The following is a 15,220-nucleotide window of genomic DNA, read 5'->3' as shown; positions in this document are numbered from 1 at the left end:
CGCCATTATATCTGAAACTCCAAACATTGAGGCCGTCTGAAATGTTCAGACGGCCGGTGTCTTTTGTAAAAAATACTCAACATAGATAAAGTTTAAATCTCGGCAACACAATGACGCAGCGTCCTCAACAAGCAGCTCACACGAGCCAACAATACGCTGCAAATATCATTTAGACCAAACCTCTTCCCTCGATTATCTCGACAAACCCAGTATAACCGCCAACACCAGCCAAATCCAATGCCGACGGCGTGATGTAGAGAACAAAGAGCGTTGAGACAGCAAACGCGTTTGGCTCAACTGATACGCCACATCTGCGAGCTTAATCAACTGATTGCCCTGTCGTTTTTTGCTTTCTTCCGCTTTACGCAGTTTCAAATTTTCCGCTTCAATCCGCAGCCGCACCAGTTTGGCTTCCAAAATCAGCAGCTCGCGCGCTTCTTCATACTCCTGTTGCTTCATCGTCCGCCCCCTTGTCTATCTCACCGCGCAAATACGCAATGTCCGTCCGAATATCCTGCAAGGTTTCAGCCACACGACTGCCCTGCTCCCGATAATCTGCCGATACTTTGCGAAACAATACGGCAATAATCAGCAGGCTCACGAAGAAAATGCCGAAAAACACCCACAACGCCGCCACATCCGACAACACGCGGTTCAAGCCGAACAGCAAACCGACCAAGCCCACCATCAACAGCGCGCCGGACAACACCAGCCAAACCGCCAAACGGAACACATTCTCCGCCTGACGCGTCAAATCCAAGCTCAATACCTGCAAACGCAACAGCAGCAAATCCGCGCCCTGATTCAACAAAGCCTTGCCATGTTCAAAACGTTGGCGAATCCCCATCTCGATTATCCTTTTTCTCAGGAAACATAAGGCTAAGGCCGTCTGTACGGCGCAATGAAATCCAAGATTTCATGTGTACGCCTGTTCAGACGGCCTTAACATATTCACATTAACGGCGGTTCAACAACACACCGACAACCAAACCGGCCAATGCGGCAAAACCCATCGCATAGTATGGTTTTTCATGCACCACTTCATCAGCATGTTTGGCACCGCGTTTCAAACGCTCGCCCGCATCGGCTTCAAATTCGGCAAAGCGCTCTTTGCCTTCTTTAAAACGCTCCTGGGCCGCTTCTTCAAACTGCTCGTATTTCTCACGCGCACGCTCGGCATGATGGCGTAAACGTTCGCCGGCCTCTTCTTCAAAACGGCTCAAACGCTCTTTGGCCGCGGCCAATTTTTCTTCCAATTTGGCCCGGGCTTTGCCGCCCTCTTCCGAACCGGCTTCCACACCGTCGCGGTACAACTCTTCCACATCATCCATCACTTCTCGGATGTCTTTCAGCAAAGCCTCGCGACGTGCTTCAAAATCGTGTTTTTTCATGTTTTTCTCCTTGAGATAGGTTGATATGGTTACAGACTATTTATCTGTTAATCAATTATAAACATTTCTCTCCGGTTATCGCATTAATTCCAATCAAATTAAGTATCAAATATGTAAAAACAACCAAATGAAATTAAAAAAGGCCGTCTGAAAACTTCAGACGGCCTCTTCAATTCAGCTTAAAGACTTAAGTCTTATGCCAAACCTTTTGCTTTCAACACTTCCAGCATGGTAGTGCCCAACTCGGCAGGGCTGCGGGTGTAAGCGATACCAGCTTTTTCGAAAGCGGCGAATTTTTCTTCGGCAGTACCTTTGCCACCGGAGATAATCGCACCGGCGTGGCCCATGCGTTTGCCTTTAGGGGCGGTCACACCTGCGATGTAGCCGACAACGGGTTTAGTGACGTTGGATTGGATGTATTCGGCTGCTTCTTCTTCCGCAGTACCGCCGATTTCACCGATCATGATGATGGCGTCGGTATCTGGGTCTTCTTGGAAGAGTTTCAGTGCGTCGATTTGGTTCATACCAGGAATCGGGTCGCCGCCGATACCGATACAGGTTGATTGACCCAAGCCCAGTTTGGTGGTTTGTGCCACAGCTTCGTAAGTCAATGTACCGGAACGGGAAATAATACCGATGCGGCCCGGAGTGTGGATGTGGCCCGGCATAATACCGATTTTGCACTCACCCGGAGTAATCACGCCTGGGCAGTTAGGGCCGACCAAGCGGGTACCGTTGCCGTTGGTTTCCAAGTAACGTTTGGCTTTGAGCATGTCCAGAGTAGGCACGCCTTCGGTAATCACAACGACCAAGCCTACGCCTGAATCAACTGCTTCAACGATAGAGTCCAAAACAAACGGAGCGGGAACGTAAATTACAGATGCGTCAGCGCCGGTTTCTTTAACGGCTTCTTTCATGGTGTTGAATACAGGCAGGTTCAGGTGGGTTTGACCGCCTTTGCCCGGGGTAACGCCGCCGACAACTTTAGTGCCGTAAGCCAGAGCTTGTTCGGAGTGGAAAGTACCGTTTTTACCGGTGAAACCTTGAACCAATACTTTGGTGTCTTTATTAATCAATACGCTCATTCTTTTCTCCTTAGGCGTTTACGGCTGCAACAATTTTTTCGGCTGCGTCATTCAGGCCGTCTGCAGAAGTCAGTTTCAGACCTGATTCGTTCAGGATTTTCGCGCCGAGTTCGGCGTTGTTACCTTCCAAACGAACAACAACAGGAACGTTGACGTTGATTTCTTTAACGGCTGCCACGATGGCTTCCGCAATCATGTCGCAACGTACGATACCACCGAAGATGTTGATCAATACGCCTTTAACGGATTTGTCTTCCAGAATCAGTTTGAACGCTTCAACCACGCGGTCTTTGGTTGCACCGCCGCCAACGTCCAAGAAGTTGGCAGGTTGGCCACCTTTGAGTTTGATGATGTCCATAGTGGCCATCGCCAAACCGGCACCGTTAACCATACAGCCGATGTTGCCTTCCAGGGCAACATAGTTCAGGTCGAATTCAGAAGCTTTCAGCTCACGTTCGTTTTCTTGAGATTTGTCGCGCAATTCAGCGATTTTTGGCAGGCGGTAGAGCGCGTTGCTGTCGATGCCGATTTTGCCGTCCACGCAAGCCAGTGCGCCGTTTTCGCGAACTGCCAATGGGTTTACTTCAAACAGGGCGAAGTCGTTTTCGATAAACGCTTTGTACGCGCCGGTCATCAGTTTGACGAACTCGTTGATTTGTTTGTCTTTCAAGCCCAGTTGGAAGGCAACTTCGCGAGCTTGGCAAGGTTGCAGGCCGACCAGCGGATCAACGGTTACTTTGAAGATTTTTTCAGGAGTTTCGGCAGCAACTTTTTCGATTTCCACGCCACCTTCGGTAGAAGCCATGAATGTAACGCGGCGGGTAGAACGGTCAACCACTGCGCCCAAGTACAGCTCGGTTTGAACAGGATACATATCTTCGCAAACCAAAACGCTGTTGACAGGTTGGCCGTTGGCATCGGTTTGGTAAGTTACCAAGTTGGTGCCAATCAGGCTTTCAGCCACTTCTTTAGCTTCTTCGCGGCTTTTAACGACTTTTACGCCGCCCGCTTTACCGCGGCCGCCGGCGTGTACTTGTGCTTTGACAACAGCGAATTTGCCGCCCAATTTGTCGTAAGCTGCAGCGGCTTCTTCGCCGTTGTGTGCCAAAATACCGCCTTGTACGGGCAAACCGTAGCTAGCCAGCAGTTCTTTAGCCTGATACTCGTGTAAATTCATGGATTTCTCCTTAAGGTGAGTGGGTTTTAGGAATCGCCCTGCGGCCAATCCCATATTTTCAGACGGCCCTACTATTTACTGAAGGGCAACCACATCCGCGCCAGCAGATACATGGTTGCACCGCCTCCCCCGAGAATAAAAAAGACGATGCCTTTTTTACGCGAATTCGGGCAGAGTAGATAAACGGCAAGGCTGAAACTGATAAACAACAATGCCACGCGCCAAACCAATTCTTTATCTTTGAAACGGTTGAGCGTATAAGTTTCGGTCATCATCACATACATTTGCCACAATGCAGCCATACACATGCTGATGATGCCCATCGGTATAAAGAAAATACCGACTATTTCTTTGTTCATAATGAATGTAAATGCTGTGTGTTTGCCTGACGGAATTATAAATCAGAAAACGAAGCTATCGGAACATTCAATTTGTCGGAGGCCTTAAGGCCGTCTGAAAAATTTCAGACGGCCTTAATGTCTATCAACCGTGCAAAGCGCGTTTGTCGGCCGCCAATGCAGCTTCGTGAACCACTTCGGACAAGGTTGGGTGGGCATGGATAATGCGGGCGATGTCTTCGCTGCTGGCAAAGAATTCAAGCGCAGTCACGCCTTCAGTAACCAATTCGCTGACAACCGGGCCAATCATGTGTACGCCCAAGATGCGGTCGGTTTTGGCATCTGCCAATACTTTAACCGTACCTTTGGCTTTGCCCATTGCCAATGCGCGACCGTTTGCACCGAAACCTGAAGTACCTTTTTTGTACTCCACGCCTTCGGCTTTGAGCTGTTCTTCGGTTTTACCCACCCAAGCGATTTCAGGGTCGGTGTAAATTACAAACGGCACGTTGTTGAAGTCGATATGCGGTTTTTGACCGGCAATACGCTCGGCAACGGCAACGCCTTCGTCGCTGGCTTTGTGTGCCAACATCGGGCCGCGAACCACGTCGCCGATTGCCCATACGTTAGGCAGGTTGGTACGGCATTCGCCATCTACTTTGATAAAGCCACGCTCGTCTTTTTCCAAGCCTACGGCTTCGGCGTTCAGGCCTTTGGTGTTTGGAATACGGCCGATGGCAACGATCAGTTTGTCGAATACTTCGGTTTTGGCTTCGCCGGCAGCAGTTTCGTAAGCAACGGAAACGCCTTTGCCTTCAGATTTGATGTCGCCGATTTTCACGCCCAATTCGATGCTCAGACCTTGCTCTTTGGTGAAGTATTTAAAGGCTTCTTTGGCGATTTGTTGGTCGGCAGCAGCCAGGAAGGTCGGCGCAGCTTCAAGAATGGTAACTTCTGCACCCACGCGGTTCCATACGGAACCCATTTCCAAACCAATCACGCCAGAACCGATCACGCCGAGTTTGGCAGGTACTTCGGTCAGGTTCAATGCGCCTTCGTTATCCAATACGTTCACGTTGTCGATAGCGACTTGTGGCAGCGGACGCGGTACGGAACCGGTGGCTACGATGACGTGTTTGGCTTCGATAACGGTTTTCTCGCCTTTGTTATCGACTTCGATTTGGTAAGCATCGCCATTTTTACCGGCAAAGGAAGCAGTACCGAACAGGCTGGTTACTTTGTTTTTTTGGAACAGGAATTTCACGCCGCCGGTCAGTTTGGTTACGATGGCATCTTTGCGCTCAATCATTTTGGCCGCGTCGAATTTTACGTCGCCGACAGTGATACCGTGTTCGGCAAACTCGTGTTGCGCAGCGTGGAAATGTTCGCTGGATTGCAACAGGGCTTTAGAAGGGATACAACCTACGTTCAAGCAAGTACCGCCCAATGCAGGGGCATTGCCTGCTTTGTTAACGCCTGCGTCGACGCAAGCGGTTTTGAAACCCAGTTGCGCGGCACGGATGGCGGCAACGTATCCGCCCGGGCCAGCACCAATCACTACTACATCATATTGAGACATCGTGTCATCCTTTGCTTTTGCAGTATCTCAAAATAAAAACGATACTTTTTGTTTCTTTTTTATTTTGAATGACTGCGTTTTGATGGTTTTAAGAAAAGGCCGTCTGAAAGTCCATATCTGTCGATTCATTCGAATCAAATGTTTCAGACGGCCTCAATCGTTCGTTGAGCCTATTGTAGCACGATACTACATTACGCTACATCTAAATAAAAATTCAGACGGCCTTTTCATTAACAAATAAAAGGCCGTCTGAAACGATTACAGATCCAACAACAGGCGAGCTGGGTCTTCCAACGCATCTTTAATGGCTACCAAGGTCAATACAGCTTCGCGGCCGTCGATGATACGGTGGTCGTAAGACAGAGCCAGATACATCATTGGACGGACAACAACTTGGCCGTTTTCAACCACAGCGCGCTCTTTAGTGGCGTGCATACCCAAAATCGCAGATTGAGGCGGGTTGATAATCGGGGTAGACATCATAGAACCGAAAGTACCGCCGTTGGTAATACTGAATGTACCGCCGGTCAGATCTTCGATAGCGATTTTGCCGTCTTTGGCTTTTTTCGCGTAATCAACAATTGCTTGTTCGATGTCGGCAATGCTCATTTGGTCAGCATCGCGCAGGATTGGCACAACCAAACCGCGTGGGCTGCCAATCGCGATACCGATGTCGAAGTAGCCGTGGTATACGATGTCTTTGCCGTCAACAGAAGCATTCACAACCGGGTATTTTTTCAGGGCGGCAACAGCGGCTTTAACGAAGAAAGACATAAAGCCCAATTTCACGCCGTGTTCTTTCTCGAATTTTTCTTTGTACTTCGCACGCAAGTCCATGATTGGTTTCATGTTGACTTCGTTGAATGTAGTCAGAATGGCGTTTTCTTGCTGAGAAGCCAAGAGGCGTTCTGCAACACGGGCACGCAGGCGGCTCATTGGTACGCGTTCTTCAGGACGTGCGCCGGCAGGAAGTGCAACAGCAGGAGCAGCAGCTGCGGCAGGTTTGGCAGCGGCATTTTGTACGTCTTCTTTCAATACGCGACCGTCACGGCCGGAACCTTGCAATGCGTTCACGTCAACACCGGTCTCGGCAGCCAGTTTGGCGGCAGCAGGCATAGCGGCATTATTTTGTGCAGCAGCAGGAGCGGCAGCTGGGGCAGCTTCTGCAGGAGCGGCGACTGGGGCTTCAGCAGCGGCAGTAGCAGCTGTATCGATGCGCGCCAAAACTTGGTCGGCAACAACGGTTTCACCGTCTTGAGCTACGATTTCAACCAATACGCCGGCTTGTGGAGAAGGTACTTCCAAAACCACTTTGTCAGTTTCGATATCGATCAGGATTTCGTCACGGGCAACTGCTTCGCCAACTTTTTTCTTCCATTCCAAGAGCGTGCCTTCAGATACGCTTTCAGACAGCATAGGTACTTTTACATCAATAATCATTTTGTGTCTCCAATGGCCCTTTCAGACGGCCTGTTGTGTGTTTTTAATTCTGCATATGGGCATTCCGCCTGAACAATTTCAAACGGAATGCCGCTAGGCTTACAACGCCAAAGCGTCTTCAACCAATTGTTTCAATTGAGCAATGTGTTTGCTTGAGTAGCCCACTGCAGGCGATGCGCTGCTTGGACGACCGGCATAAGACAGTTTTTGCTCTTCGCTGATAACGCCTTCGATGCGGTGGCGGATTTGGTAGAACGCGCCTTGGTTTTTCGGCTCTTCTTGTGCCCAAACCACAGATTTTGCGTTCGGATATTTCGCCAGTTCAGCTTTAACCTCTTCGTATGGGAACGGATACAGCTGCTCAACGCGGACAATAGCAACATCATCTTCCAGTTTACGCTCGGCACGGCCTGCTTCCAAGTCATAGTAAACCTGACCGGCACACAATACCACGCGTTTCACGCTGTCGTTGCTTGCGCGTTCGGCAGTATCACCGATAACCGGACGGAAAGTCGAACCTTCGGTGAAGTTTTCCAGCGGGCTCATTGCACCTTTGAAGCGCAACAGGCGTTTGGACATGAAAATCACCAGCGGTTTGCGGTATGAACCCAAGACTTGGCGTTGCAAGAGGTGGAACATTTGCGACGCTTCAGACGGCATGATGACTTGCATATTGTTCTCAGAACACAGTTGCAACCAACGTTCTACGCGTGCAGAAGAGTGCTCGGGGCCTTGACCGTCGTAGCCGTGCGGCAGGATGGTGGTCAGGCCGCACAAACGACCCCATTTGGTTTCGCCTGAAGACAGGAATTGGTCGATAGTTACTTGCGCACCGTTGGCGAAGTCACCGAATTGAGCCTCCCAAATGGTAAGCTTGTCAGGAGCGGAGCAGGCAAAGCCGTACTCGAACGCCATCACGGCTTCTTCGTTCAAGATAGAGTCGATAACCAGGAACTCGCCCAAGCCTTCGCCCATGTTGCGCAGAGGAACATAAGTACCGTCGTCCCATTTTTCGCGTTTTTGATCGTGCAGAACGGCATGACGGTGTGAGAATGTACCGCGGCCGGAGTCCTCACCGGAGATACGCACGCCATGACCTTTGGTCAGCAGGCTTGCGTATGCGAGGGTTTCGGCCATGCCCCAGTCGATAGGCTGTTTGCCGGATGCCATGGCTTTACGCGCTTCGATCACACGTTTTGCAGTCGGATGCAGGGCAAAGCCTTCCGGTACGGCGGTGAATTTCTCGGTAAGACGCTCGATGTCGGCGGCAGGCAAACCGGTTTCGATTTTTTCGCGCCAATCTTTGCCTTGGTATTTGCTCCAGTCGATTTGTGTGCGTTGGAAGTTGCTCAGCGTTGTTTGTTCAACATGTTCGCCTTTGTCCAAAGCATCACGGTAGGCTTGGATGTAACCATCAGCCTCAGCTTGGGTTACCACGCCTTCGGCAATCAGTTGCTCGGTGTACAAAGCACGCGCACCTGGGTGTTGCGATACTTTTTTGTACATCATCGGTTGGGTCAAGGTCGGATCATCGCCCTCGTTGTGGCCCCATTTACGGTAGCAGACAACGTCGACCACGATGTCTTTATGGAATTTTTTGCGGTAATCCAAAGCGGCTTGGATGGCAAAGCAAACGCGTTCAGGATCATCGCCGTTCACATGGATAACCGGAGCGGAAACCATTTTTGCGATATCGGTACAGTGTACGGTTGAACGGGTATCGCGGGTATCGGAAGTGGTAAAGCCGATTTGGTTGTTGATCACGATGTGAACAGTACCGCCGGTGGTATAACCGCGTGTTTTAGACAGGTTGAATGTCGCTTGGTTAACACCCAAACCGATAAATGCGGAGTCACCGTGAATCAATACCGGCAAGACTTTATCGCGGCCGTTTTCGCCCAAACGTTTTTGTTTGGCGCGCGCAGAACCTTCCACTACCGGGTTAACAATTTCCAAGTGTGACGGGTTGAATGCCAAAGAAACGTGCATCGGGCCATGCGGAGTAGCGATGTCGGAGCTGAAGCCCATGTGGTATTTCACGTCGCCGCTAGGCAATTTGATTTCGGCACGGCCTTCAAACTCAGCGAACAGATCAGCCGGTTTTTTGCCCAAAATGTTAACCAAAACATTCAGACGGCCACGGTGTGCCATACCGATGATGACTTCTTCCACGCCGTCTTTACCGGCGTTTTGAATCAGGTAGTTCAAACCGGCAATCGCGCTTTCACCGCCTTCTACACCAAAGCGTTTTTGACCGACATATTTGGTATGCAGATAACGTTCCAAAGTTTCGGCGGCAGTCATTTCTTTCAAAATACGGCGTTTTTGATCGGCATTGTAATGCGGTGTGGACAATACGCTTTCAAAATAATTGCGCACCCAACGACGCTCTTCAGTATTGGGAATATAGATATATTCCAATGCGATGTGGCCGCAGTAGGTTTGTTTCAGATTACTGATGATTTGGGAAAGGGGCAATTTGCCTTGACCGGAAAAATCGCCCTCGCCCATATTGAATTGAAGCGCCATGTCGGCATCAGACAGACCGTGGAATTTAGGGTCGAGTGCTTCGATGTTTTGAGGGGGGATACGTTTGAGCGGATCAAGTTGGGCCGCACCCACGCCTTGAATACGATAGGCAGAAATCAGTCGCAAAACGCTGACTTGCTTTTTCATCATTGCCTCATCCACACCGCCTGCAACAGCAGATGCAATTTTCTTTTTAGCCAAAGTGGCAAATGATTCACGAATCGGTGTGTGGGCAACATCGACAGCGACTGCGCCCGGCTGTTTACTCAAATCTGTAAAATACTGTTTCCATTTTTCATCGACAGATTCCGGGTTTTCCAGAAACTTTTCATACAACTCCTCGATGTATGGCGCATTAGAACCAAACAGATAAGAGAAATTGAGTTTTTCGTCCATCATGGCGTGAGCTCTTTTCTTTAAAATATAAACAAAGGGTAGAATCCCGTGTTCTCCGAACGGAATTCAGGCCGTCTGAAATGACACTTTATTCTACCCTATTTTAAATCAAATTACCTGTTATCAACTTAATTAATTATGGGTCAACCTCATTGAAAACAACAATTCGATTTTTTCAAACGACTTTTTAACAATATATTAATATATTGTCTGTTAGCGCTTATCCACCGGAACATAATCACGACGTTCCGCACCGGTATACAGTTGACGCGGGCGGCCGATTTTCAGTGTCGGATCGCTAATCATTTCATGCCAATGTGAAATCCAGCCTACACTGCGGGACAACGCAAAGATAACGGTAAACATTTCGGTCGGAATACCTAACGCGGACAAGACGATGCCGGAGTAGAAATCGACGTTTGGATACAGTTTGCGTTCGACAAAGAATGGGTCTTTCAGTGCAATTTGTTCCAATTCCATCGCCAGCTTGAATTTCGGACTGTCCTCCAAGCCCAACTCTTTCAAGACTTCATAGCAGGTTTCGCGCATGATGCTGGCGCGCGGGTCCATATTGCGGTATACGCGGTGACCGAAGCCCATCAGACGGTATTTGCGTTGTTTCACACCTTCCATGTATGCAGCAACATTAGACACATCACCGATTTCGTCCAGCATCTTCAACACAGCTTCGTTTGCACCGCCGTGTGAAGCACCCCACAGACAGGCGATACCGGCAGCGATACAGGCAAATGGGTTCGCACCAGAAGAGCCGGCCAAACGTACGGTCGAAGTAGAGGCGTTTTGCTCGTGGTCGGCATGCAAAATAAAGATGCGGTCGAGCGCGCGGGCCAATACTGGATTAGGTTTATATTCTTCACATGGTGTGGCAAACATCATGTGCAAGAAGTTTTCAGCATAGGAAAGGTTATTTTTTGGATAATTGAACGGCAAACCGTTGGAATAACGGTAACACATTGCCGCAATAGTCGGAATTTTGGAGATTAAGCGGTAAATCGCGATTTTGCGGTGTTCAGGATTGGTAATATCCAAGCTGTCTTGATAGAACGCAGACAGCGCGCCAACCACACCCACCATCATCGCCATCGGATGCGCATCACGGCGGAAACCACGGAAGAACCAAGTCAACTGTTCATGCACCATAGTATGGTGGCTGACTGTAGCATCAAATTCTTTTTTCTGTTCGGGCGTAGGCAGCTCGCCGTAGATCAACAGGTAGCAAACTTCCAAGTAATCAGATTTTTCGGCCAGCTGCTCGATAGGATAACCACGGTAATACAACAGACCTTCATCGCCATCAATATAAGTGATTTTAGATTCGCAACTTGCAGTGGACACGAATCCTGGGTCGAATGAAAACAGACCTGTATTTTTTGTCAACGCACGGATGTCAACCACATCATGGCCGATACTTGCTTCCAATACTGGCAGCTCCAAAGCCTCTTGATTTGGGGTGGTGAGCTTGACTGATTTAGACATTCTTAAACTCCTTTGTAGGTTGGGGCTTTCGTTGCCGTCTAAGCGGCACGGTCTTTTTTCAGACGGCCTCCGTATGGAAAGAGCTTGTTCGGATCGGTATCGCAAACAAGCTCTATAACACATCATGCCTGTCTGATTTTTTCAAGCATGGGAATCAGGTGCTTCTTGTCCGTCGCCGAATGTCCGTTAATCAAGGCAAGCAATTCTTGGTCTTGAAATTCGAGGATTTCGGAAAATTCGGACAATTCCTGATCACTCAGGTGCTCGAATTCTTTTTCCATAAACCTGCCGAAGATTAAATCTAATTCCAATAATCCCCGGCGGGTTTGAAAACGGATTTTCCGTTTGGCAATATCGTCAAAAACCATCATTTCTTAAACGGCTCGTTTCAACATAATCTCTTTAATCTTACCGATGGCTCGGGTCGGATTCAAGTGTTTAGGACATACGTCTACGCAGTTCATAATGGTGTGACAGCGGAACAAACGATATGGGTCGTTCAAATTATCCAAACGCTCATTAGTAATGGTATCGCGGCTGTCCGCAATGAAGCGGTAAGCATTCAGCAAACCGGACGGACCGACGAATTTATCAGGATTCCACCAGAATGACGGGCATGCAGTCGAGCAGCAGGCACACAAAATACATTCGTACAAACCGTCCAACTCTTTACGCTCTTCCTGAGTTTGCAAACGCTCTTTGTCCGCATCAATCGGATTGTCGTTGACAACATAAGGTTTGATAGAATGATATTGTTTGAAGAATTGGGTCATGTCCACAATCAGGTCGCGGATAACAGGCAGACCCGGCAGAGGACGGATTTTGACCGGCTGTTTCAGGCTGCGCAAATCGGTCAAACATGCCAAGCCGTTTTTGCCGTTGATGTTCATACCGTCAGAACCGCAAATACCTTCGCGGCAAGAACGGCGGAAAGACAATGTATCGTCTTGTGCTTTCAGGCGCACCAAAGCGTCCAAAAGTTTAACGTCGGTTGGTTCCAATTCCAACTCGTAACGTTGCATATAAGGCTTGGCATCAACGTCCGGGTTGTAACGGTAAATTTCAAAACTCATTTTTTCCATGAGAAGTGTTCCTTTTCTCATAAACTGCCCAATGATTTTGTATTATGGATTCAGGCAGTTCAATGTGGGTATGGTTAGGTTTCAGACGGCCTCCATGATAAAGGCCGTCTGAAAACTCATCAATAAACGCGTTTGGCCGGTTTGATGTATTCCACGCTCAAAGGCTTGGTATGTACCGGTTTGTAGGACAAGGTGTTGGTATCTGAATGATACAGGGTATGTTTCATCCAGTTTTCGTCATCACGCTCAGGATGGTCGTCTGAAGCGTGCGCGCCGCGCGATTCTTTACGTGCTTCGGCGGACACCAAAGTCGCTTTCGCTACTTCAATCAGATTATCCAATTCCAAGGCTTCGATACGCGCGGTATTCCACACTTTGCTCTTATCTTTGATTTCAGTACGTTTCACACGCTCGGCAATCGCCATGATTTCTCGAACGCCTTTGCTCAGAATCTCATCGGTACGGAACACGCCGGCATGCAGTTGGACGGAGCGTTGCAGTTCGCGACGCAGCGCATCAACGTTTTCACCGCCGGTTTGATTGTCCAAACGCTCGATACGTTGACGGGTCAATTCGCCGGCATTAGCAGGCAGAGGTTTCCAACCGCTTTGCTCTTTGATGAATTTAATCATGCTGTCGCCGGCAGCTTTACCAAATACCACCAAGTCCAACAGAGAGTTGGTACCCAAGCGGTTTGCACCGTGTACGGAAGCACAGGCGCACTCACCTGCGGCATACAGGCCTTTTACAGGCACTTCGTATTCGTCGCCTTGAGGAACGACAACTTCGCCATGATAATTGGTCGGAATACCGCCCATCATGTAGTGGGTAGTCGGTACGACAGGAATCGGGTCTTTAATCGGGTCGATACCGGCAAACTGAATGGAAATCTCGCGGATGCCCGGCAGTTTTTCCATAATTTTTTCTGCACCGATATGGTCGATTTTCAGCAATACATGGTCTTTGTTTTTACCGCAACCGCGACCTTCGTAGATTTCCATTGCCATTGCGCGAGAAACCACGTCACGGGAAGCCAAGTCTTTTACGGTTGGGGCATAACGTTCCATAAAGCGTTCGCCGTTGGCGTTCAACAAAATACCGCCTTCACCGCGCACACCCTCAGTAATCAACACGCCCGCACCGGCCACACCAGTCGGGTGGAATTGCCAGAATTCCATGTCTTCCAACGGAATACCTGCACGGGCACAAATACCCAAACCATCACCAGTATTCATATAGGCATTGGTAGAAGACGCATAAATACGGCCGCCGCCGCCAGTAGCAAACATCACGGCTTTAGCATGGAAAATATAAACTTCGCCGGTTTCCATTTCCATGGCGGTTACACCGACGACGTCGCCGTTTTCATCACGAATCAAATCTTGCGCCGTCCATTCCACAAAGAATTGTGTATTGGCACGGACGTTTTGTTGGTACAGGGTATGCAGCATCGCATGACCGGTACGGTCGGCAACCGCGCAAGCACGTTCTACCGCGCGTTTACCGTGTTCGGCAGTATGGCCGCCGAAAGGACGTTGGTAAATTTTGCCGCTTTCCACGCGGTCAAAAGGCATACCCATGTGTTCCAATTCAATCACTGCCTCAGGCGCGGCGCGACACATAAACTCAATCGCATCTTGGTCACCCAGCCAGTCGGAACCTTTTACGGTATCGTACATGTGCCAATCCCAACGGTCTTCCTGCACATTACCCAATGAAGCAGAAATACCGCCCTGAGCCGCCACGGTATGAGAACGGGTCGGGAACACTTTAGACAAAACAGCACAATTCAAACCAGATTTAGACAATTGGAGGGCTGCGCGTAAACCTGCACCACCACCGCCAACAATCACGGCATCAAACTTACGAACAGGAAAACTCATATTTACCCCCAAATTACTTTAACTGAATACACCAAGCAGCCTACCAACCAAACGATGGTGGCAACTTGTAAAAACAAACGCACGCCGAAAGGCTTAATGTAGTCCATCCACAAATCACGGATACCTACCCACGCATGCAAAAATACGGCCAAGAAGCTCACTTGGGTAAACACTTTCACCCAAGTTTGATCAAAAAATGCCTGCCATGCCGAATATTCTTTAGGCAACGTGAACAAAACAACCAAAAGAACTACGGTGTACACCAACATGATAACCGCAGTTGCACGCTGCATTGCCCAATCGCGCAAACCGTAATGCGCACCTGTCAATTTACGATCTACCATAATAAAGCTCCCAAAACGACAGTCAAAACCAATGCAGAAGCAAATACGGCTTTAGCGGTATTGCGTGCGGTATTCAGCTCCAAGCCTTTATGCCCATCCAAAAACAGAAAGCGGATGCCGGCAAAGAAATGGTGCAGATACGCCCACAGCAGACCGATGAGGATCAACTTCACAAACGGATTAGAAATAACGGAACGATATGCTTCAAACGACGATTCGCGATCCAATGTTCCTGAGAAGAGGTATAAAAGAACAGGCAGCATCAAAAACAAGCCGACGCCGCTGATACGGTGAAGAATAGATACAATCCCCGGTATGGGCAATCGGATATTGGGAATTTCCAAAAATACCGGGCGTGATTTGGCGGACATGGTCAGTTCCTCTATGATTTATTATCAGCTCAAAACCTATAGCTCAAGACTACAATAAGCTACATAAACCATAATTTACCTGTTTTATCTCATTTTGAACAGTGTAAT

15 protein-coding genes are annotated in these 15,220 nt (G+C 49.0%); all 15 read right to left on the bottom strand.

Translation table 11 applies throughout. The annotated features are described in order from the left end of the window. Positions 1–192: 192 nt before the first annotated feature. The 15 genes from ACTHUG_RS08000 to sdhC all read right to left on the bottom strand — a co-directional run bounded on the left by ACTHUG_RS08000 (position 193) and on the right by sdhC (position 15,112). Positions 193–459: a hypothetical protein gene (locus ACTHUG_RS08000; RefSeq protein WP_440385563.1), complete on the bottom strand. Its 267-nt coding sequence runs from the start codon at positions 457–459 to the stop codon at positions 193–195. After that, the gene (locus ACTHUG_RS07995) at positions 440–847 is read right to left on the bottom strand and encodes a phage holin family protein (RefSeq protein WP_295697042.1); all 408 of its coding nucleotides are present in this window, start codon (positions 845–847) and stop codon (positions 440–442) included. The genes ACTHUG_RS08000 and ACTHUG_RS07995 overlap by 20 nt, the downstream gene beginning before the upstream one ends. 109 nt (positions 848–956) lie before the next feature. Beyond that, the gene (locus tag ACTHUG_RS07990; RefSeq protein WP_070843376.1) at positions 957–1,391 is read right to left on the bottom strand and encodes a DUF883 family protein; all 435 of its coding nucleotides are present in this window, start codon (positions 1,389–1,391) and stop codon (positions 957–959) included. A gap of 194 nt (positions 1,392–1,585) precedes the next feature. Beyond that, positions 1,586–2,476, bottom strand: a complete 891-nt coding sequence (gene sucD, locus ACTHUG_RS07985; RefSeq protein WP_002221113.1) for a succinate--CoA ligase subunit alpha — start codon at positions 2,474–2,476, stop codon at positions 1,586–1,588. A 10-nt stretch (positions 2,477–2,486) separates the two neighbouring features. Then, the gene (gene sucC, locus ACTHUG_RS07980; RefSeq protein WP_003675098.1) at positions 2,487–3,653 is read right to left on the bottom strand and encodes an ADP-forming succinate--CoA ligase subunit beta; all 1,167 of its coding nucleotides are present in this window, start codon (positions 3,651–3,653) and stop codon (positions 2,487–2,489) included. 71 nt (positions 3,654–3,724) lie between these two features. After that, positions 3,725–4,012 carry a hypothetical protein gene (locus ACTHUG_RS07975; protein WP_004519272.1) on the bottom strand — a complete coding sequence of 96 codons (288 nt, stop codon included), beginning with the start codon at positions 4,010–4,012 and terminating at the stop codon, positions 3,725–3,727. 124 nt (positions 4,013–4,136) lie between these two features. Beyond that, positions 4,137–5,570 (bottom strand): dihydrolipoyl dehydrogenase, encoded by a 1,434-nt coding sequence (gene lpdA / locus ACTHUG_RS07970; RefSeq protein WP_002225317.1) that lies wholly within the window; start codon positions 5,568–5,570, stop codon positions 4,137–4,139. A gap of 258 nt (positions 5,571–5,828) precedes the next feature. Further along, positions 5,829–7,010 (bottom strand): 2-oxoglutarate dehydrogenase complex dihydrolipoyllysine-residue succinyltransferase, encoded by a 1,182-nt coding sequence (gene odhB, locus ACTHUG_RS07965; RefSeq protein ID WP_002219391.1) that lies wholly within the window; start codon positions 7,008–7,010, stop codon positions 5,829–5,831. 99 nt (positions 7,011–7,109) lie between these two features. Beyond that, positions 7,110–9,938 (bottom strand): 2-oxoglutarate dehydrogenase E1 component, encoded by a 2,829-nt coding sequence (locus ACTHUG_RS07960; RefSeq protein ID WP_440385562.1) that lies wholly within the window; start codon positions 9,936–9,938, stop codon positions 7,110–7,112. A 210-nt stretch (positions 9,939–10,148) separates the two neighbouring features. Then, positions 10,149–11,432, bottom strand: a complete 1,284-nt coding sequence (gene gltA / locus ACTHUG_RS07955; RefSeq protein WP_440385561.1) for a citrate synthase — start codon at positions 11,430–11,432, stop codon at positions 10,149–10,151. A 122-nt stretch (positions 11,433–11,554) separates the two neighbouring features. Continuing rightward, the gene (locus ACTHUG_RS07950; protein ID WP_003678830.1) at positions 11,555–11,803 is read right to left on the bottom strand and encodes an FAD assembly factor SdhE; all 249 of its coding nucleotides are present in this window, start codon (positions 11,801–11,803) and stop codon (positions 11,555–11,557) included. Between the two features lie 3 nt (positions 11,804–11,806). Beyond that, a complete protein-coding gene (locus ACTHUG_RS07945; RefSeq protein WP_003678833.1) occupies positions 11,807–12,514 on the bottom strand; it encodes a succinate dehydrogenase iron-sulfur subunit in 708 nt (235 codons plus the stop codon). 119 nt (positions 12,515–12,633) lie between these two features. Next, a complete protein-coding gene (gene sdhA, locus ACTHUG_RS07940) occupies positions 12,634–14,397 on the bottom strand; it encodes a succinate dehydrogenase flavoprotein subunit (protein ID WP_003745594.1) in 1,764 nt (587 codons plus the stop codon). 2 nt (positions 14,398–14,399) lie between these two features. Continuing rightward, positions 14,400–14,741, bottom strand: coding sequence for a succinate dehydrogenase, hydrophobic membrane anchor protein (gene sdhD, locus ACTHUG_RS07935; protein WP_003745591.1), 342 nt, complete (start codon positions 14,739–14,741; stop codon positions 14,400–14,402). Next, positions 14,735–15,112 (bottom strand): succinate dehydrogenase, cytochrome b556 subunit, encoded by a 378-nt coding sequence (gene sdhC, locus ACTHUG_RS07930; RefSeq protein ID WP_440385560.1) that lies wholly within the window; start codon positions 15,110–15,112, stop codon positions 14,735–14,737. Before sdhC ends, sdhD begins: the two co-directional genes overlap by 7 nt. Between the last annotated feature and the right edge of the window lie 108 nt (positions 15,113–15,220).

It is taken from the genome of Neisseria sp. P0022.S009 (assembly GCF_051956675.1).
Classification (GTDB): Bacteria; Pseudomonadota; Gammaproteobacteria; order Burkholderiales; family Neisseriaceae; genus Neisseria.
Note: the sequence above shows the minus strand (reverse complement) of the source record. Positions and strands in the feature narration are given on the sequence as shown.